We start from the raw sequence: 15534 nt of genomic DNA, 5'->3' as shown, positions 1-15534 counted from the left end.
TAACTCCACGAGAACGTCCATGTATGGCAATTCGCCGCTCGGTGGCGACGCGGAGAAAGTGACGCTCACGCCGGAGCAACGGCAGACGCTTCGCGAGGACCTCGCGGGCGTCGCCGCCCGGACACGGGAACTGCTCCCGGGTGAGTTCGTCGTCGGGTCCGAGATAAGCGACGGCGAGATGGGTCCGCGAGCGACCATCGCGGTTCAGCCCCCGGTCGGGTCCGTCGTCAGCGCGGACTACACGCCGGAGGACCCCGAGAGCGCGACCATCTCCGACGACGAACGAGACGACCTCGCGCAGGGCATCGCCGCCTCGGCGGCCCTGCAGGTCAAGCAAGTGATGGGCGACGAGACGACGCCGACAGCGCAGTAACGTACGCTTTTACGCTTCTGTCGTAGCTTCGGGCGGGTCGAGGAACAGCGCGTAGCCGATGGACCCGCTGGCGGGCAGACTCCCCGCGGCCAGCGCGCCGACGACGCTGAGCGAGGTGAGGACGGCCCCGAACGCGGCCAGTAGCATCGACAGCGCGATACTCGCGAGGACGAGGTCGGCCGTGGAGAGAGTGTGGGCGGCTCCTATCATCGTGTCTGCTCGGACACGCGCCAGATAATTAAATATTATTACTAGGTCCAGGGCACGGCTTCGCCGCCCCGATTCGAGACGATTCCCGTGGGTCGATTCCTCGCTATTGCTCGCGGGTCACTGCGTTCCCCGCTGTGCCTTTTCGAGGGACCTCACGACGCTCGGTCTCTCGCTATTTGCCCCAGAAGGGGTCCCGATTGCGGTGCTTCTCTAGGTACATCGACAGGGCCTCTCGCTCGTCGACGGAGATGTCCTCGGCGAGTTCCTGTTCGAGAATCTTCGCGTGTTTCTCGGGAATCTCGACCCAGAGGTCGTCGCCCTCCTCTATCTGCCGGCCGACCGTCGGGCCGTCGATGGAGGCGGCCAGTCGCTCGCCCGTGCGGGCCGAGTCGACGTCCTCGCCCTCGTCCTGGAGGGACTTGAGCGACCCGACCCGTTTCGCCTCGCCGCCCTCCCACTTGACGACGTTGACGTTCCGGCGGAGTTCGCCCGACAGCACCTCGACGCCGACGACGGCCGGGTCGGACTGGCGGAAGGTGTGGTCCTTGAGGACGCGGAACTTCGCGGGCCGCGTGATGTTCTCCAGAATCTGCTCCTGCTGGGCCTCCTCGATGGCGGTGACGTGGTCGTCGTAGCGCTCGATGAGTTGGTAGATGACGTCGTCCTCGAACAGTTCGACGTCCTCCTGTTCGGCGAGGTCACGGGCGTCGTCGAGTACGTCGACCGAGAACGCGAGGATGGCGCGGTGGGTCGGTTCGTTGGCCGTCTCCGCGACCCGGACGTCCCGCGGCGCGACTGCGCCGACCTCCGCGCGCATGATGGGAATCTCCTCCTCGGCGAGCGTGCTGGAAATCGCCTCCAGCGACCCGAGCGTGTCGGCCTTGACGACGACGCCCTCCTCCTGTGTCGTCACCTCGATTTCGGCGAGTTCCTGCTCGACTTCGGCGATGACCTCGCTCCGGTCGCGGTCCCGCACGACGCGAATCGGTGCGCCAGCCATGGCGTCGTCTAGGTCCGGAGCGGCTATCTTCACGCCGTCGGCGGCCGAGACCTCGTCGACCTGTTCGAACTGCGCTTCGGTGCGAATCTCTTCGAGGGGGCGCGGGCGCAAGAGCGCGCGAACCTCGGTGACGATGGGACCCTGCAACCCGCCGACGACGATGGTGTCGTCCGCGCGGATGGTGCCGTCGTAGATGATGGCGTCGAGCGTCGTCCCGAAGCCCTGCGTGTCCTTCACCTCGAGGACGGTGCCGACGCCGGGGCCGCTGGTGTCTATCTCCATCTCCTCTTTCATGTACCGCTGGGAGAGGCCCATCATCACGGTCAGCAGGTCGGGGACGCCCTCGCCAGTCTCGGCGGAGACGGGGACGACGCCGATGTTCGCCTGGAAGTTCTGGACCCGCCAGTACATGTCCGCCGAGAAGCCGTTGTCCGAGAGTTCGCCGATAATCTCGTACAGTTTCTGGTTCAGGTCGGACTGGACGCGTTCGGACTGGGCGTCCATCGTCGCCTGCACGGGCATCTCCTCGTTGGGGTTCCACCCGGGGACGGTGTCTATCTTGTTCGCGGCGACGATGAAGGGCGTCTGCGTGCGCTTGAGGATGTCTATCGCCTCCAGCGTCTGCGGCTGGAACCCGTCGTTGACGTCGACGACGAGGATGGCGATGTCCGCGAGCGCCCCGCCACGGGAGCGGAGCGTCGAGAAGGAATGGTGTCCGGGCGTGTCGATGAACAGCAGGCCCGGCAGGTCGAAGTCCGTCGGGTCGACGAGTTCCCCGGCTATCTCCGAGATGACGTCGAGCGGAACCGCGGTGGCCCCGATGTGCTGTGTAATCGCGCCCGACTCTCCGGCGGTCACCGCGGACCCGCGGATGCGGTCGAGCAAACTGGTCTTCCCGTGGTCGACGTGGCCCAGCACCGCGACGATAGGCGTCCGAAGGGTGTGGTCCGTCTCTGTGGTGGCGTCCTGATCAGACATAGATGGCCCCAGAAGTTATCGGAACCAGTCGGCGACAGTAGTTAAGTTCGTCGTCATGGCGCGCACGCGGGCCTGAGCCACTTACTCGGTGACGGTGAACGACCCAGTCATGCCGGCGCTCCGGTGGGGCGCACAGTAGTACTCGTACTCGCCGGCCGTCTCGAACGTGTACGTGTAGGTGTGCCCGCTCTGGAAGGTCTGTCCGGCGTTCCCCGGCGTCCCGCTCCAGTCGCTCCCGCTCGGCGTACTCGCCGGCTTGACGTTGTGGTTGCTGCTCCGCCACTCCCACAGGACGGTGCTCCCGACCGGGACGGAGAACGTCTCCGGGTCGAAGACGAAGTCCCCGGGACCGACGAGCACTCGCTGGGCGGCGTCGACTGGCGTGGCCGTCGCCGTCTGCGTCTCGGTTTCGGTAGCCGTCGCCGTCGCTGTATTCGTGGCCGTCGGCGTCTCCGTCGGTGTGTTTGTCGGCGTCCGGGTGGCCGTCCCGGTGTCCGTACCGTCCGTCTCGGTCGGTCGGGGCGTCCCGCCGTCACCACCGTCGCCACACCCGGCCAGCGTCCCCGTGATGCCCGCCGCGAGGGCCGCGAGGAATCGCCGTCGACTGTCGGTCATGACGGTACTGCGGTCGCCGGCGGTAAAACCCTGCTGTGCCGTCAGACGGCCCGTGGCGTTTATGTTACACCGCTCAGAAAGGTGCGTATGGTCGAGATACTCGCCGAGAACCTCTCGGGGAAGGACGTCATGGGAAGCGACGGGGCGGAACTGGGTAGCCTCTACAACATCACGATGGACCTCGCGTCCGGGTCGCTGAAACACCTCGTCATCGACCCCGCGGAGTCGGTTCGCAACACCGACTTCGAGTACAGCGACCAGGGCCGCCTGCTGGTCCCGGTCGACCGCGTGAAGGCCGTCAAAGACCACATGATCGTCCAACGGTAGATGTACGTTCTCGATTCGTCGGCGTTTATCAACGAGTACCACACTGACGAGCAGATAGCGACGATTCCGCTCGTCCAAGAGGAGTTAGAGGGCGAGGCCGCCTTCCGCTTCGACGCGCTGGAGGGGTCGGGGATGCACCTCCACATCCCCGAACAGGACACCGTCGAGCGCATCGAACGGGCCGCACGGGAGACGGGCGACCTCGCGGAACTCTCCGAGACGGACGTCCGCCTCGTCGCCGCCGCCTTCGAACTCGACGCTCGACTGGTCACCGACGACTACGCGATGCAGAACGTCGCGGAGAAACTGGACGTCTCAGTGGAGGTCATCGCCAGGGAGGGCATCTCCGAACAGCGCGAGTGGCTGTTCCAGTGTGCCGGGTGCGGGCGCGAGTTCGACGAGAACCACGACCGCTGTCCGATATGCGGGAGTTCCCTCTCGCGGAAGAACCCGGCTTGACCCGCCGACGGTCGTTCAGACCGCCGACTCTTCTACGTCTTCGAGACCCATGTCGATGAGTTGCTTCAGGACCTCCTCCTCGGTGATACCGTACCGTCGGGCCAGCACCTGTATCGCCCGGGCTTGGCCGTCGTCACACACGACCGTGTACCGGGATGCCATGACACGAGTTCTGATGGCTATCAGTATAAATACCCGTCAGACAGCCGTCACACTCCCGGTAAGCGGTTCCTACACCGGTAGCGAGGTGCCCGTCGTCGCGAGGTAGTAGTTGAGGACGAACAGGCCGGCGTTCCAGAGGCCGTGCGACAGCGCCGGGACGAGGATGCTCTCTGTGTACTCGTAGACGGCGCCGAGGACCAGTCCCAGTGCGCTGGCGACGAGGATGTACGTCCACGCGCTCCCGGAACTGATGGCGAAGTAGTGGCCGACGCCGAAGAGGAGGCTCGCCAGCAGGAGTCCGGGGAGCAACCCGAACGACCGACGGAGCAGGCCCTGCACCACGCCGCGGAAGACGAGTTCCTCCGCTGGGCCGACCAGGAACAGCGCGACGGGGACCATGTAGAGGAACAACCGTGGGTTCGAGCGGCCCTGCGTGATGATGCTGTTCTGGCCGGACTCGACGGCGACGCCGAACAGCGCCTCGACGGCGGCGGTGAGGAGGTCAACGACGACGCCCATCACTATCGCGCCGACGAGGATGCCGACGACGCCGGCCAGCGCCCACCCGAGGTCGGCGGGCCTCGGCCGACGCACGTGGACCAGCGACTGCTCTCGTCTGAGCGTGACGAACCCGAGGGCCGCGACGAAGAACCCGACGAACGCGAACGCGTTCAGCGCGGCGTACACCGCGGCGGGCATCTGTCCGGCCTCGAGGGACTCGACGCCGAGCAGCGCCATCCCGACCTGTCCGAACAGCGCCGAGAGGATGAACGCGGCCGCGACGACGGCCAGCGCCCGGACCACGCTCTTGAGGACGGTGGGGCCGTCGGCCACGGAGACGTAGGGCGGGGTGAATGCCATGGCGGGAGTTACAGTGGCGTAGTCGGCGGGTCCACAAGACCCCACCGATTGGGTGTCCGGCGGGCGCGAGGCGGTGGACTACGACGACCGGTCGTCGATGTGGTGGACGGCGCTGGGCGAGAGCAGTCGACCGGTCGGGAGTTTTACCCAGCCGTTGGCCAGTACACGAAGGGCTCCTTCGTGGAGCACCGTCTCCTGTGCCATGTCCGCGTATGCGACGGCGTCCGCGTACTCCTGTACGACGTCGTCGAGGGCGTCGCCCCAGACCGGTTCGTCCGAGATGACCATGCACTGTACTCTCGGCGACGAGTCAAAATAGTGTCGCGAGTCGCGTCGGTGAGCGGTTCGGCCGTCCGCTACTCGATTCGGTAGCTGGGCCGCTCGGCAACCGTCCGCGTCTCCTCGGTGTCCTCGCCGGCCAGCAGGCCGCGGGCGGCGCGTTTCCCCCACTCGACGGCCGGTTGGGTGAACGTCTCGACGTCGGCGAGTTCGCCGACGAGGACGCAGGCGGCCTCCATCGCGTACAGCAGTTCGCCGAGGCCGCGGGCGTCGAGGCGGTCCAGTTCGAGTTCGACCGCGGGACGGCCGGCCGCCGAGAGGCTAGCGACGGTGGCGTCGTACTCGGCGTCCAGCAGTTCCCCGAGGTCCGCGCCGGCCAGATACTCCAGCGACTCGTGGCTGGGGTCGGGCACCGGCACGTCGGCCCGTTCGCGGGGGCGGACGACAGTGACCATCTTGTCCCGCGGGCCGGCCCGGTACAGTTGGAGTTGGGAGTGCTGGTCGGTCGCGCCCAGCGCACGCGCCGGGGTCTGGCCGCGCCCCTCCTTCCCGAGGCTCTCGGCCCACAGTTGGGCGAACCACTCGGCGAAGTACTCCAGCCGTTCGGCGTAGGGCATGACGGCGTTGACGCTCGCGCCCCGCTCTTCGAGGGCGTAGGCGACGGAGCCGTAGGCGTACGCCGGCGTATCGTACAGCGACGGCCCGAGGTCGTCGGCCACGTCGCCGGCCCCCGCGAGCAAGCCCTCGACGTCGAGGCCCATGATGGCGGCCGGCACCAGTCCCACCGACGAGAGGGCGGCGAAGCGGCCGGGCACGCCGTCCGGGAGCGGGAGCGTCGGCAGGCCCTCCTCGTCGGCGAGTTCCCGGAGCGGTCCCGACTCGCCAGTCGTGGCGACGGTCCGCTCGGTCCAGTCGACGCCGCGGTCCTCGTAGGCCTCGCGGACGACGAGGAAGTTCGCCAGCGTCTCCGCGGTGGTGCCGGACTTCGAGACGACGCTGACCGCCGTGTCCTCCAGCGGGAGGTCGGCGAGCGTCCGTTCGACGTGTTCGGGGTCGACGTTGTCGAGGACGACGTGTCGGTCGGGGTCCTCGGCCAGCGCCGCCGTGATGGTCTTCGCGCCGAGGGCGGACCCGCCGATGCCGACGGTCACCACGTACTCGGCGTCGGCCACCGGTTCGACGGCGTCCCGAATCGCCTGCGGGTCAGTCGTTTCGGGCAGGTTCAGCGCCGCGTAGCCGAACTCGTCGTCCTCGCGCCCCTCGGCGATGCGTTCGTGGGCCGACGCCACCCGTTCGTCGAGCGCGTCGAGTGCGTCCTCGTCCACGCCGGGGTCCGCGACGGACCCGAGCGCGGCACCGATGTCTACGTCCATACGCGACCGGTGGCCGGCATCCTACATAGGTCCCCGGGAGTCTCCGCCGAACGGGGCGTTTAACCTCCCGGTTCCCCTAGCCCCGCCGATGACAGACGCGACGACGGCCGACCACGCCGAGGAGGCCCAGCAGACGTACAGCGGGCTTCCCGGCGCGTTCGTCTACGCGCTCCGGACCAGCGAGTCGTGGCTGTTCAAGGGGTACGTCGTGCTGGCGCTACTCCTGTCGCTGGCCATCGGTCTCGTGTTCGTCTTCGGTCTCATCTCGATACTGGCCCAGACGAGCACCGTCCGCGGCGGGACGTTCACCTTCTCCCGGTCGTTCTTCCTGTTCGTCGGGTTGCTCGTCGTCGCGCCGCTGCTGGCCCCGGTGTTGCTCGTCGCCCGACGACACCGCCGCTCGGCGTCGTCGGTGACCTACGACCGGGGGCTGGCGCTGTCGGCGCTCGCCTTCGTCGCGTCGCTGTACGTCGGACTGGTGATTTCGGTCCCGCCGCAGTTGCAGGAACCGACCGAGAGCGCCGTCGTCGCGGCGCTGTACGACCTCCCGCAGATTGCGGGCCTAGCGCCGCCGCTGGTCGCCGTCGGCGTGATGTACGCCGTCCACAGAGTGTTGCGGTGAGCGCGGGTCGAAACCCGGAAGAACGCCGCTAACCTATCCCTGCCCATGACCACGAAAGAAGGGACCTTTCTCGTCACGCACGCCGACGAGGGGTCGGCGACGCTGCGCGACGTGACTGACTCGCAGGTACTGACCCTGTCGGAGAACCCGGGACTCGACGCCGGGAACGTCGTGGACGCCACCGTCGAAGCCGAACCGCCGATGGAGGTGACCTACGCCGTCGCCGAACTGCACGCCGAGCGGACCATCCCGGTCGAACGGGTCGAGTTCGAACCGACGGCGCAGGTCAAAGACATCGCGGCCGACCAGTCGGTCGGCGACCTGACGACCCGCGAACGGGCCGGCGAGGGCGAGATTCACGTCCTGACCGTCCCCGAAGACGGCACCGACGAGGCGGCCACGGAAGTCCTCGAGGACGAGGCGACCGTCTCGCGGGCCGCCAGACTCGGCGTCGACCGGGTGGAGGTCCGGACCGCCACGGGCGTCGTGAGCGTCCGGTACCTGCCCGACTGACTGTTCTCGCTCACCGGTCGCGACGTCGAACAGTTCCGTTCGGGACGCCTCGCTCCTGCTCACGGCTCCCGGGGGTCGCCGTTGCGCTGTTCGCCGGGCCGCGAACGTCGTGAGCGTCTCACAGATTGGGAAGGCTTATTCGGAGTCGTGCCACACCCACGGCCATGGTCGAGTTCGAGGTCCCGGAAGTCGACTACACCCAGTACTCCAACCGCCAACTAGTGGCGGTGCCGCTGGTGGTACTGGCGGTGGCCCTGTTGGTCCTCGCGGCGTGGTGGGCCATGACCGGGTCGCCGGTCGCACTCGGTGTCGACTTCACGGGCGGGTCGGAGGTCACGGTCGAGACGTCGCTGTCACAGCAGGAGATACGCCAGTCCTTCGACGAACCGGTCGTCTCGGTGCAGGGGGTGCAGGGACGGAGCAACCAGTACATCGTCACGTTCGACTCGTCGAACATCGACGACATCCGACAGACGGTCGACGGGAACGACGGGATGACTCTCCTCCAGAGCGGTACCACGTCGCCGCTGTTCGGGTCGGAGAACCAGCGACTGGCCGTCATGGGCGTCGGCGTCGCCTTCCTCGGGATGAGTCTGCTGGCCTTCGCCTTCTTCAGGACGTTCGTGCCGAGCATCGCCATCGTCATCTCGGCGTTCTCTGACATCGTCATCCCCGTCGCCATCATGAATCTGGTGGGCATCAAACTCTCCTTGGGGACGGTCGCGGCCCTCCTGATGCTCATCGGGTACTCCGTGGACTCCGACATCCTGCTGAACAACCACGTCCTCCGCCGCTCGGGCGGGTTCTACGAGTCCACCTACCGGGCGATGCGGACCGGTGTGACGATGACGCTCACGTCCATCGCCGCGATGGCCGTGATGGCCGTCACGGCGACTATCTTCGGTATCCAGTTGATGGCCTCCATCGGCATCGTGCTGGTGCTGGGGCTGACCGCCGACCTTATGAACACCTACATGCTCAACGTCACGCTGCTTCGCTGGTACAAGTACGAGGGGGTCAACCGATGAGCGCCCTCCGAGAGAACTGGCGCATCGGCGTCTTGGTCCTGCTCTTGCTGGGCAGTTCCGTCGCGCTGTTCGTCCCCGGCGCGCCGCCGGGCACGTCGGCAGACGACGGCGCTGGCAACGCCACGAAGACGACGAACCTCCAGTACGGCATCCAGCTATCCGGCGGGACCCGAATCCGCGCGCCCATCGTCGGGACGACGGCGGAAGGCATCGACGTGTCCCCGAACCAGACGGCGGCGCTCGGACAGAACGTCGCGAACGAACTCGGCGTCGACCCCATCGACGTCGAGGTGCGGCCGGGCGCGGAGGGCCAGAACGGTACCGTCGAGGTGTTCACGCGCAACGTCACGAACCAGCAACTCCGGGCCGCGCTCGAAGCCGAAGGCTACCAGCCGTCGACGATACGGCCTGGCGTGACCCAAGCCACCAGACAGGCGATGGTCGAGAGCGTCACCGACAAGATTCGAACCTCCGCGCTCAGCGGTGGCCGGGTGCAGGAGGTCAGCGCCCCCGGTAGCCCGCGCAGTTACATCAGCATCACCGCGCCGGACCGCCAACCAGAGGCGCTCGTCGACATCCTCGAAGAGCGTGGGGTCGTCCGGATGTACGCCGTCTATCCGACGGGCAACGGGACGTACGTCCGAGAGCAGGTCCTCTCGCAGGACGAGTTCGCCGGCGTCGCCTCCGACAACACGCAGACGTACGGTGCGGTCGCCAGAGTGACCGTCGAACGGAGCGCCGCGGAGCGGTTCAGTCAGGACATGGTCGACGCCGGGTTCGGGCAGTCGCGTAGCTGTACGAACTACAACCACAGCGACATCAACAAGACGCAGGGCCGCTGTCTGGTCGCCACGCTCAACGGCGAACCGTTCTACGCCCGCGGTGTGGCACCGGGCCTCGCGGAGTCGTTCCGCGAGAACACGTTCAAGGACGACCCCGTCTTCGTCCTCCCGGCCGACGACATGGGGATGGCCCGCGAAATCGAACTGAACCTGAAGGCCGGTCGTCTGCCCGCGCCGCTGAACTTCGAGGACTCCGACCAACTCTCCCTGTCGCCGGCGCTGGCCGAGCAGTTCCAGCAGAACTCGCTCGTGACGGGACTGCTCGCTGTCCTCGCCGTCAGCATGGTCGTCTACGGCCGCTACGGGCGGCCGGAGGTGGCCTTCCCGATGATAGTGACGGCGCTCTCCGAGGTATTTATCCTCCTCGGATTCGTCGCGTTGGTCCAGTACCCGCTGAACCTCTCGCACCTCGCGGGGTTCATCGCCGTCATCGGGACGGGGGTGGACGACCTCATCATCATCGCCGACGAGATACTCCAGCAGGGGAAAGTCGAGACCGGACGGGTGTTCCAGAGCCGCTTCCGCAAGGCGTTCTGGGTCATCGGTGCCGCCGCGGCGACGACCATCGTCGCCATGAGTCCGCTGATGGTGCTCTCGCTCGGTGACCTCTCCGGGTTCGCCATCATCACCATCGTCGGCGTCCTCATCGGCGTCCTCGTCACTCGCCCGGCCTACGGTGACATCCTCCGGAACCTCGTGCTGGACGAGGACTGAGACACTCGCGTTCGCCGTCTTTCGGGCGGTCTCGACGGAATACGGCCTCTTTTCACGCCGCCGCGACGATATTCCTTGGCACGACGTGACAAATTCATTTAGATTGACTTATATCCGCTCGCGCCCTACGTTCATTTCCCGTTGGAACGCGGGGACACACTGGACGACGTATCTCAGACTGTCCGTTCTGGACGGAACGGGATGCGTTGGGGGCAACAACCGAGCAGTCCGTAACAGGATTCCGAGGTTAACGCTCCGAAGGAGAACCACCACAGCCCATCGCCGGTCCGGCCGGCCGGGTCGGTAGGAAGGCCAAGTACCGGACGTCACGTAAGTGGCGCTCGGGAATCCAGCACGTCGGCAACGGCTGGTGCAAGCCCAGCTAAAGCCCGCAAGGGCAAGGCCGGTGGAAGCCCGGCTAAACGCCGGCACGAGTGCTGGAAGGGCCGCAGGGGCTGTCGAAAACATCTCCCGTCCAGGTCCAAGCCGCGTTCGCGGGAATTTTCGGCTGTCAGAACTCGCCGAGCGTCGCCTGTTCGGCCGCCGCGAGGACGTCCTCGCAGGTCGACCACGACGCCCGCGCGCAGTTGGGCAGTTGCCCGTTCTCCTCGACGTACTCGGCCAGAAACTCGCGGGTAGTCGGGTCGCTCGGATAGCCAGAGCCGACGTCGCCGTACGCCTCGGCCAACGACGCCACGTGTGCGTCGCGGGCAACTTTCGCCACGATGGAGGCCGCACCCACCAGCGGGTCCGTCTCGTCGGCGCCGTGTTCGGCGTCGACGCTCACCGACGCGTCGACTCGCTCGGCGACGCGCCGACCGAACCGCTCGGCGTCGGTGTCGCCCGCGTCGACGGTCCCCGAGAGGCCGTCCGTGGCGACGCCAGCGAGGGCCTCGCCGTGGGCCGCGACGGTCAGCGTGTTCATGTCCGTCTCGGGGTCGTCGATGCGTCCGACCGGAATCTCGGCGACCGACACGTCGGCCACCTCGCGTATCTGCTCGTCCAGTCGCTCCCGGCGGGGCGGTGCGATTCCCTTGGAGTCGCCGACGCCGTCGGGGAGGGCCGCCGGGTCGGCCCTGACTGCGGCGGCGAACATCGACCCGAGGACGGGCCCCTTACCGGCCTCGTCGACGCCGAAGCGCATGGCTGGGCGCTCTCTGGCCGCGCGCAAAGTCGTTGCGGTCCCGACTGTCGCCGGTGCGCGTAGCCGTCCGATACCATCGGTAGCCCTAAACTATACGAAAGATTGACATTCTCGACGGCGTTTCCGGTCACCGATGGTCGAACTGGACCGCCTCTACCGCGCCCTCGCGGCCGAAGAGCGGCGTCTCGCCCTCGCCTGCCTGCGCCGTCACCGGACGCTGACGCTGCCGGACCTCGCGGAACTGGTCGTCGAACGGCAGCGCGGGACAGACGTCGCGACCGTCTCGGGCGAACGGGTGCGCGACACGTACTTCCTCCTGTATCACACGCACGTTCCGCGCCTCGAAGCGTGCGACCTCCTCCACTACCGACAGAGCGAGGACCTCGTCGTCGCGTCCGACGACCTCTCGGCCTCGCTGGAGCGCGTCCGGGAGGACGTCGAGACGCTGGGGGCGAACGACCGCGTGGGAGAGTGACTACGACTTGAAGAACGCCTCGTCGGCGAACGGTTCGTCCTCGCCCTCCACGTCGACGACGTCTAGTGCGGTCACCACGGCCCCGACACCCAGCAGGCCGGACAGACTCGGTTCGGTCCGCCCCTCGTCGCTGGAGATTAGTTCTTTCACGTAGAGGCCACCCTCGCCGTGGATGCGGACGTCGGCGTGCGTCTCGTCGACCAGTTCGCCGCTGGCCGCGTAGACGTCACGCGTGCGGGTGAGGTCCGCGCGCCGGTGGGCCACCCGCTGTGGCGTCTCCTGTTCGACCGTCGTGCCTTCGAGTTCGGCCAGCGCCTCCCGGAGGGCGGCCTCGGTGACGGGTTCGTCGAACTCGACGTCCATCCGGTAGGTCTTCGAGGCGTCCAGTTCCTTCACGCGCTCGACCATCTCGTGGGTCGCCAGTCTGAGCCCCTCCACCTCGACTTTCCCGTCGGCGAAGGCGTTAATCTCGTCTTCGAGCGCCTCGGTGTCGACGTCGCGGGTCCGCGGTGCGTCCACCTCGATGACGAACGGGCGTCCGGATTCGAGCATCAGGGCGTCGACGTCCTCGCGGCCGGCGCCGTGGAACGTCGCCGCCGACCCCTGCATGGCCTCCTTGACGACGGGGGCGGTCAGTTGCTCGACGCTCTCGTCGTAGCGGTAGCCCGTCCCGTCACACCCCTCACAGGGCTGGCCCTGCCAGAGGCCGGTGCCGTTGCAGTCGTTGCAGGGCCACTTCGTCTGGGGGATGTCTCGCTGTAGCTTCCGGTAGCGGCCGTAGACGAACGCGGAGTTGACCCGCGCCTCGACTTCGTCCGTCGAGAGGTCGAGCGTGAACTGGACCTCCGGGCGGCCGAACTCCACTTCCGCGCCGGTAATCTGCCCGACGCGCTTGCCAACCTCGCGGTTGAGTTCGGTCTTCAGCGCCTCGCCGGCGTCCTCGTCGAGTCCCACGTCCTCCCGGAGGAGGGCGTCGTTCTCCTCAAGGAGCGGCGGCACTTTCGTCCCCACCTGGTAGGTCGCAAACTCGTAGCCCCGCGCGGCGGCGGCGGCCTGTTCGGCCCACCAGTCGACGCGGGCACACTCCCCCTCACACACCCAGCAGTCCTCGCTCGCCTCGAAGTCCTCGTCGGCATCAAGGGCGAGGGTCACCCGCAGCGCGTGGCCGCGTTCGGCGTTGGTCAGCCCGAAACTCCGGTCGGCGAAGAGCCGTCCGAGACAGGCGTCACAGAGCGGCTCCGTCTCCAGCGCGGCCCGTGCGTCCTCCAGTACGCTCATTGTCGGTGCGAGGCGGTCGGTCCGTAACTGCGTTTCGACCTCTTCGCACCGGTGACCGTGACCGCCGGCCACGGGCGAGACCGCCAGAAAGCCCCGGCGCGCCCCGGTCCCGCGGCTCGCTGTGCGCCTCGTCGCTCACTCCGCTCGCTCCTGCGGTGCTTGCGTCGCCGGGGTTCCCGCAGCGCGCCGCCCCTTTCAGTCCCACCCCGGCGGTCGTCTCACCGGCAGCACCCTGTGCTCGTCTCAGCGTTCGTCGCGGCCGCCGTCGGCGGTGTACTCTGTCGGCTCTCGGGCGAACAGTTCGCCCGGAACGTCGGTGACCGACACCGAGACGTCCCGTTGCGGGAACGGAATCTCGATGCCAGCCTCCTGGAACCGGGTGTAGACGACCCGGTTGATGTTGTGGATGGCGCGCGCGTTCAGCGCGGGGTTCGACACCCAGCAGAGCAGTTCGAAGTTCAGCGCGGAGCCACCGAACTCGCGGAAGCGAACCCTCGGTTTGGGGCGGTCGATGACGAGCCCCTCCGCCTCGGCCACCTCCATGAGTATCTCCTCGACGGCGTCGATATCGGTGCCGTAGGCGACGCCGACGGGGACGCGGATGCGTCGCTTCTGCTTGGGCGTGGACTCGTTGACGATGGCGGCGTTCGAGAGCTTCGAGTTGGGGACGGTGACGAGGATGTCGTCGCGGGTGCGGATGACCGTCGAGCGCACCGAGATGTCCTCGACGCGGCCGCGTTCGCCGGTCTCCAGCACCACGTAGTCGCCGACCTTGTAGGTCCCGTCCAGATACAGCGACAGCGACCCGAAGAAGTTCGCGAGAGTGTCACGCGCCGCGAGGCCGACGATGATGCCGACGAGGCCGGCCGAGGCCAACAGCGGCGTCGGGTCGATGTTCCAGAGGACGAGCAACAGCAGGACGCTCGCGCCGGCCACCAGCGCGCTCCAGACGTTCTGGAGGATGGGGACGACCTGCCGGTCGATGTAACGGTTGTCCGTGGCGGCACTGGAGGCCTTCCGTCCGACCCGCATCAGCGTCACCGTCCAGACGAGGATGACGACCGACAGCGTCCCGGCTTCCAGTGGGACGGCGAGGTCCGGCGAGACGTCGTACACCTGCGTGCCGACGTAGACGCCAGCGACGCTCAGCGTGACGTACAGCGCCGAGTGGACGCCCCGGAAGACGATGTCGTCGACTTCGCCGTCGATACGGCCGGTCACCTGTTTGAGATAGCGGTCACCGACGACGCGGACGAGGAAGCCCAGTGCGAGGCCGGCGACGATGAGCACGGCGAACCCCTGCCACGCCGGGAGCGGAGCGAGGAGTTCGGCGACACCACCCAGTTGCATACCACCAGTTGGCTGGCCGATGTATATATACTGGTCACCCCATACGCCCGAACGCGAGACCGAACCGCCTTTAATCACGGCTGACCGCTCCGTAACTGTGAATCCGATTCTCGTCGCCATCCTGCTGGGACTGTTGCAGGGCATTCTGGAGTGGATTCCCGTCTCCAGCGAGGGTGGTGTCGCCCTCGCGTCGACGGCGCTGGCGGGACTGGACCCCGGCGACGCCACTCGACTCGCGCTCTTTTTGCACGCCGGGACGGCCGTCGCCGCCGTGGCGTACTACCGTGGCGAAGTCCGCGAGATTCTGGACTCGCTGACTCGTCTCTCCCGGCGGCCGTTCGCCGACGAGACGGCGGACCTCTCCTTTCTCGTCCTCGCGACGTTGGCGACTGGGGTCACCGGTCTCCCGGCGTACCTCGCACTCGACGCGGCCGTCTCCGAACTCGAGGGCGGCCTGTTCCTGGCGCTCGTCGGCGGGTTGCTCGTCCTGACGGGCCTCGTCCAGCGCTTCGCCGCCGCGCTCTCCCTTGGCGAACGCACCCGACCGGACTGGGCCGACGCCGTCCTCGTCGGCGGGTTGCAGGGACTGGCTATCCTCCCCGGCGTCTCCCGGTCGGGGACCACCGTGAGTGCGCTCCTCCTGCGCGGTCACGAAGGGGAATCGTCCCTGCGCCTCTCCTTCCTCCTCTCGATTCCGGCCGCGCTGGCGGCCAACGCGATCGTCCTTCTCGACACGGGCGTCCCGGCGATAGCGCCCGCACAGGCCGTCGTCGCCCTCGCGGTCAGCGCCGTCGTCGGCTACCTCACCGTCGACGCCCTCGTCCGGCTGGTCCGACAGGTCCCGTTCTGGGCGGTGTGTACGCTGTTCGGCGGCCTCGGCGTCGTCGGCGGACTCCTGGTCGCGCTGTGAGCGCGGTGCTGGAAGTTATAT

19 protein-coding genes are annotated in these 15534 nt (G+C 67.5%); 9 read left to right on the top strand and 10 right to left on the bottom strand.

The features are described from left to right. The first annotated feature begins 19 nt into the window (after nt 1–19). Entirely contained in the window at nt 20–373 is a 354-nt protein-coding gene (locus Hhyl6_RS11030; RefSeq protein WP_483739240.1) for a DUF5811 family protein, read from the top strand. A 9-nt stretch (nt 374–382) separates the two neighbouring features. Here Hhyl6_RS11030 and Hhyl6_RS11025 read toward each other — a convergent pair whose 3' ends face one another. The 3 genes from Hhyl6_RS11025 to Hhyl6_RS11015 all read right to left on the bottom strand — a co-directional run bounded on the left by Hhyl6_RS11025 (nt 383) and on the right by Hhyl6_RS11015 (nt 3176). Then, complete coding sequence (locus Hhyl6_RS11025) at nt 383–583, bottom strand: DUF8015 family protein (protein WP_483739239.1); 201 nt, start codon at nt 581–583, stop codon at nt 383–385. Between the two features lie 172 nt (nt 584–755). Then, the gene (gene infB / locus Hhyl6_RS11020) at nt 756–2561 is read right to left on the bottom strand and encodes a translation initiation factor IF-2 (RefSeq protein WP_483739238.1); all 1806 of its coding nucleotides are present in this window, start codon (nt 2559–2561) and stop codon (nt 756–758) included. A gap of 81 nt (nt 2562–2642) precedes the next feature. Then, on the bottom strand, nt 2643–3176 hold the full coding sequence (locus Hhyl6_RS11015) for a plastocyanin/azurin family copper-binding protein (RefSeq protein WP_483739237.1): 534 nt from the start codon (nt 3174–3176) through the stop codon (nt 2643–2645). Between the two features lie 87 nt (nt 3177–3263). Here Hhyl6_RS11015 and Hhyl6_RS11010 point away from each other — a divergent pair, with 87 nt between their 5' ends. Both Hhyl6_RS11010 and Hhyl6_RS11005 read left to right on the top strand, forming a co-directional pair. Continuing rightward, nucleotides 3264–3503 (top strand): PRC-barrel domain-containing protein, encoded by a 240-nt coding sequence (locus tag Hhyl6_RS11010; protein ID WP_483739236.1) that lies wholly within the window; start codon nt 3264–3266, stop codon nt 3501–3503. Further along, nucleotides 3504–3962 carry an NOB1 family endonuclease gene (locus Hhyl6_RS11005; RefSeq protein ID WP_483739235.1) on the top strand — a complete coding sequence of 153 codons (459 nt, stop codon included), beginning with the start codon at nt 3504–3506 and terminating at the stop codon, nt 3960–3962. It abuts the gene before it with no gap. Between the two features lie 15 nt (nt 3963–3977). On the opposite strand, the gene Hhyl6_RS11000 is transcribed toward Hhyl6_RS11005, so the two are convergent. From Hhyl6_RS11000 to Hhyl6_RS10985, 4 genes are all read right to left on the bottom strand, one after another. Further along, nucleotides 3978–4124: a CopG family transcriptional regulator gene (locus Hhyl6_RS11000; RefSeq protein WP_483739234.1), complete on the bottom strand. Its 147-nt coding sequence runs from the start codon at nt 4122–4124 to the stop codon at nt 3978–3980. A gap of 69 nt (nt 4125–4193) precedes the next feature. After that, nucleotides 4194–4985 (bottom strand): lysostaphin resistance A-like protein, encoded by a 792-nt coding sequence (locus tag Hhyl6_RS10995; RefSeq protein WP_483739233.1) that lies wholly within the window; start codon nt 4983–4985, stop codon nt 4194–4196. A 78-nt stretch (nt 4986–5063) separates the two neighbouring features. Next, a complete protein-coding gene (locus Hhyl6_RS10990) occupies nt 5064–5273 on the bottom strand; it encodes a hypothetical protein (RefSeq protein WP_483739232.1) in 210 nt (69 codons plus the stop codon). A gap of 68 nt (nt 5274–5341) precedes the next feature. Then, nucleotides 5342–6637, bottom strand: coding sequence for a glucose-6-phosphate isomerase (locus Hhyl6_RS10985; protein WP_483739231.1), 1296 nt, complete (start codon nt 6635–6637; stop codon nt 5342–5344). Nucleotides 6638–6725: 88 nt separating this feature from the next. Here Hhyl6_RS10985 and Hhyl6_RS10980 point away from each other — a divergent pair, with 88 nt between their 5' ends. From Hhyl6_RS10980 to Hhyl6_RS10965, 4 genes are all read left to right on the top strand, one after another. After that, a complete protein-coding gene (locus tag Hhyl6_RS10980; RefSeq protein WP_483739230.1) occupies nt 6726–7259 on the top strand; it encodes a DUF8056 family protein in 534 nt (177 codons plus the stop codon). Nucleotides 7260–7304: 45 nt separating this feature from the next. Continuing rightward, nucleotides 7305–7772 carry a DUF5812 family protein gene (locus tag Hhyl6_RS10975; RefSeq protein ID WP_483739229.1) on the top strand — a complete coding sequence of 156 codons (468 nt, stop codon included), beginning with the start codon at nt 7305–7307 and terminating at the stop codon, nt 7770–7772. Nucleotides 7773–7936: 164 nt separating this feature from the next. Next, on the top strand, nt 7937–8800 hold the full coding sequence (secF, locus tag Hhyl6_RS10970; protein ID WP_483739228.1) for a protein translocase subunit SecF: 864 nt from the start codon (nt 7937–7939) through the stop codon (nt 8798–8800). After that, nucleotides 8797–10356 carry a preprotein translocase subunit SecD gene (locus tag Hhyl6_RS10965; protein ID WP_483739227.1) on the top strand — a complete coding sequence of 520 codons (1560 nt, stop codon included), beginning with the start codon at nt 8797–8799 and terminating at the stop codon, nt 10354–10356. Before secF ends, Hhyl6_RS10965 begins: the two co-directional genes overlap by 4 nt. A 511-nt stretch (nt 10357–10867) precedes the next feature. Here Hhyl6_RS10965 and rnhB read toward each other — a convergent pair. Further along, nucleotides 10868–11500 (bottom strand): ribonuclease HII, encoded by a 633-nt coding sequence (gene rnhB / locus Hhyl6_RS10960; protein WP_483739226.1) that lies wholly within the window; start codon nt 11498–11500, stop codon nt 10868–10870. A 133-nt stretch (nt 11501–11633) separates the two neighbouring features. On the opposite strand from rnhB, the gene Hhyl6_RS10955 reads away from it, so the two are divergent. Next, nucleotides 11634–11975, top strand: coding sequence for a DUF7344 domain-containing protein (locus tag Hhyl6_RS10955; RefSeq protein ID WP_483739225.1), 342 nt, complete (start codon nt 11634–11636; stop codon nt 11973–11975). Here Hhyl6_RS10955 and Hhyl6_RS10950 read toward each other — a convergent pair whose 3' ends face one another. Together Hhyl6_RS10950 and Hhyl6_RS10945 are read right to left on the bottom strand one after the other, a co-directional pair. Beyond that, nucleotides 11976–13253, bottom strand: a complete 1278-nt coding sequence (locus tag Hhyl6_RS10950) for a tRNA pseudouridine(54/55) synthase Pus10 (RefSeq protein ID WP_483739224.1) — start codon at nt 13251–13253, stop codon at nt 11976–11978. A 243-nt stretch (nt 13254–13496) separates the two neighbouring features. Then, complete coding sequence (locus tag Hhyl6_RS10945; protein WP_483739223.1) at nt 13497–14603, bottom strand: mechanosensitive ion channel family protein; 1107 nt, start codon at nt 14601–14603, stop codon at nt 13497–13499. Nucleotides 14604–14700: 97 nt separating this feature from the next. On the opposite strand from Hhyl6_RS10945, the gene Hhyl6_RS10940 reads away from it, so the two are divergent. After that, nucleotides 14701–15513: an undecaprenyl-diphosphate phosphatase gene (locus Hhyl6_RS10940; protein WP_483739222.1), complete on the top strand. Its 813-nt coding sequence runs from the start codon at nt 14701–14703 to the stop codon at nt 15511–15513. Nucleotides 15514–15534: the final 21 nt, after the last annotated feature.

The organism is Haloarcula sp. H-hyl6, assembly GCF_056934455.1.
This window is presented reverse-complemented; position numbering and strand designations above follow the sequence as displayed.

Coding starts and splice junctions, on each gene's coding strand:
- Hhyl6_RS11030 (WP_483739240.1), top strand. CDS start 20: ATGTATGGCAATTCGCCGCTCGGTGGCGACGCGGAGAAAGTGACGCTC.
- Hhyl6_RS11025 (WP_483739239.1), bottom strand. CDS start 583: ATGATAGGAGCCGCCCACACTCTCTCCACGGCCGACCTCGTCCTCGCG.
- infB (WP_483739238.1), bottom strand. CDS start 2,561: ATGTCTGATCAGGACGCCACCACAGAGACGGACCACACCCTTCGGACG.
- Hhyl6_RS11015 (WP_483739237.1), bottom strand. CDS start 3,176: ATGACCGACAGTCGACGGCGATTCCTCGCGGCCCTCGCGGCGGGCATC.
- Hhyl6_RS11010 (WP_483739236.1), top strand. CDS start 3,264: ATGGTCGAGATACTCGCCGAGAACCTCTCGGGGAAGGACGTCATGGGA.
- Hhyl6_RS11005 (WP_483739235.1), top strand. CDS start 3,504: ATGTACGTTCTCGATTCGTCGGCGTTTATCAACGAGTACCACACTGAC.
- Hhyl6_RS11000 (WP_483739234.1), bottom strand. CDS start 4,124: ATGGCATCCCGGTACACGGTCGTGTGTGACGACGGCCAAGCCCGGGCG.
- Hhyl6_RS10995 (WP_483739233.1), bottom strand. CDS start 4,985: ATGGCATTCACCCCGCCCTACGTCTCCGTGGCCGACGGCCCCACCGTC.
- Hhyl6_RS10990 (WP_483739232.1), bottom strand. CDS start 5,273: ATGGTCATCTCGGACGAACCGGTCTGGGGCGACGCCCTCGACGACGTC.
- Hhyl6_RS10985 (WP_483739231.1), bottom strand. CDS start 6,637: ATGGACGTAGACATCGGTGCCGCGCTCGGGTCCGTCGCGGACCCCGGC.
- Hhyl6_RS10980 (WP_483739230.1), top strand. CDS start 6,726: ATGACAGACGCGACGACGGCCGACCACGCCGAGGAGGCCCAGCAGACG.
- Hhyl6_RS10975 (WP_483739229.1), top strand. CDS start 7,305: ATGACCACGAAAGAAGGGACCTTTCTCGTCACGCACGCCGACGAGGGG.
- secF (WP_483739228.1), top strand. CDS start 7,937: ATGGTCGAGTTCGAGGTCCCGGAAGTCGACTACACCCAGTACTCCAAC.
- Hhyl6_RS10965 (WP_483739227.1), top strand. CDS start 8,797: ATGAGCGCCCTCCGAGAGAACTGGCGCATCGGCGTCTTGGTCCTGCTC.
- rnhB (WP_483739226.1), bottom strand. CDS start 11,500: ATGCGCTTCGGCGTCGACGAGGCCGGTAAGGGGCCCGTCCTCGGGTCG.
- Hhyl6_RS10955 (WP_483739225.1), top strand. CDS start 11,634: ATGGTCGAACTGGACCGCCTCTACCGCGCCCTCGCGGCCGAAGAGCGG.
- Hhyl6_RS10950 (WP_483739224.1), bottom strand. CDS start 13,253: ATGAGCGTACTGGAGGACGCACGGGCCGCGCTGGAGACGGAGCCGCTC.
- Hhyl6_RS10945 (WP_483739223.1), bottom strand. CDS start 14,603: ATGCAACTGGGTGGTGTCGCCGAACTCCTCGCTCCGCTCCCGGCGTGG.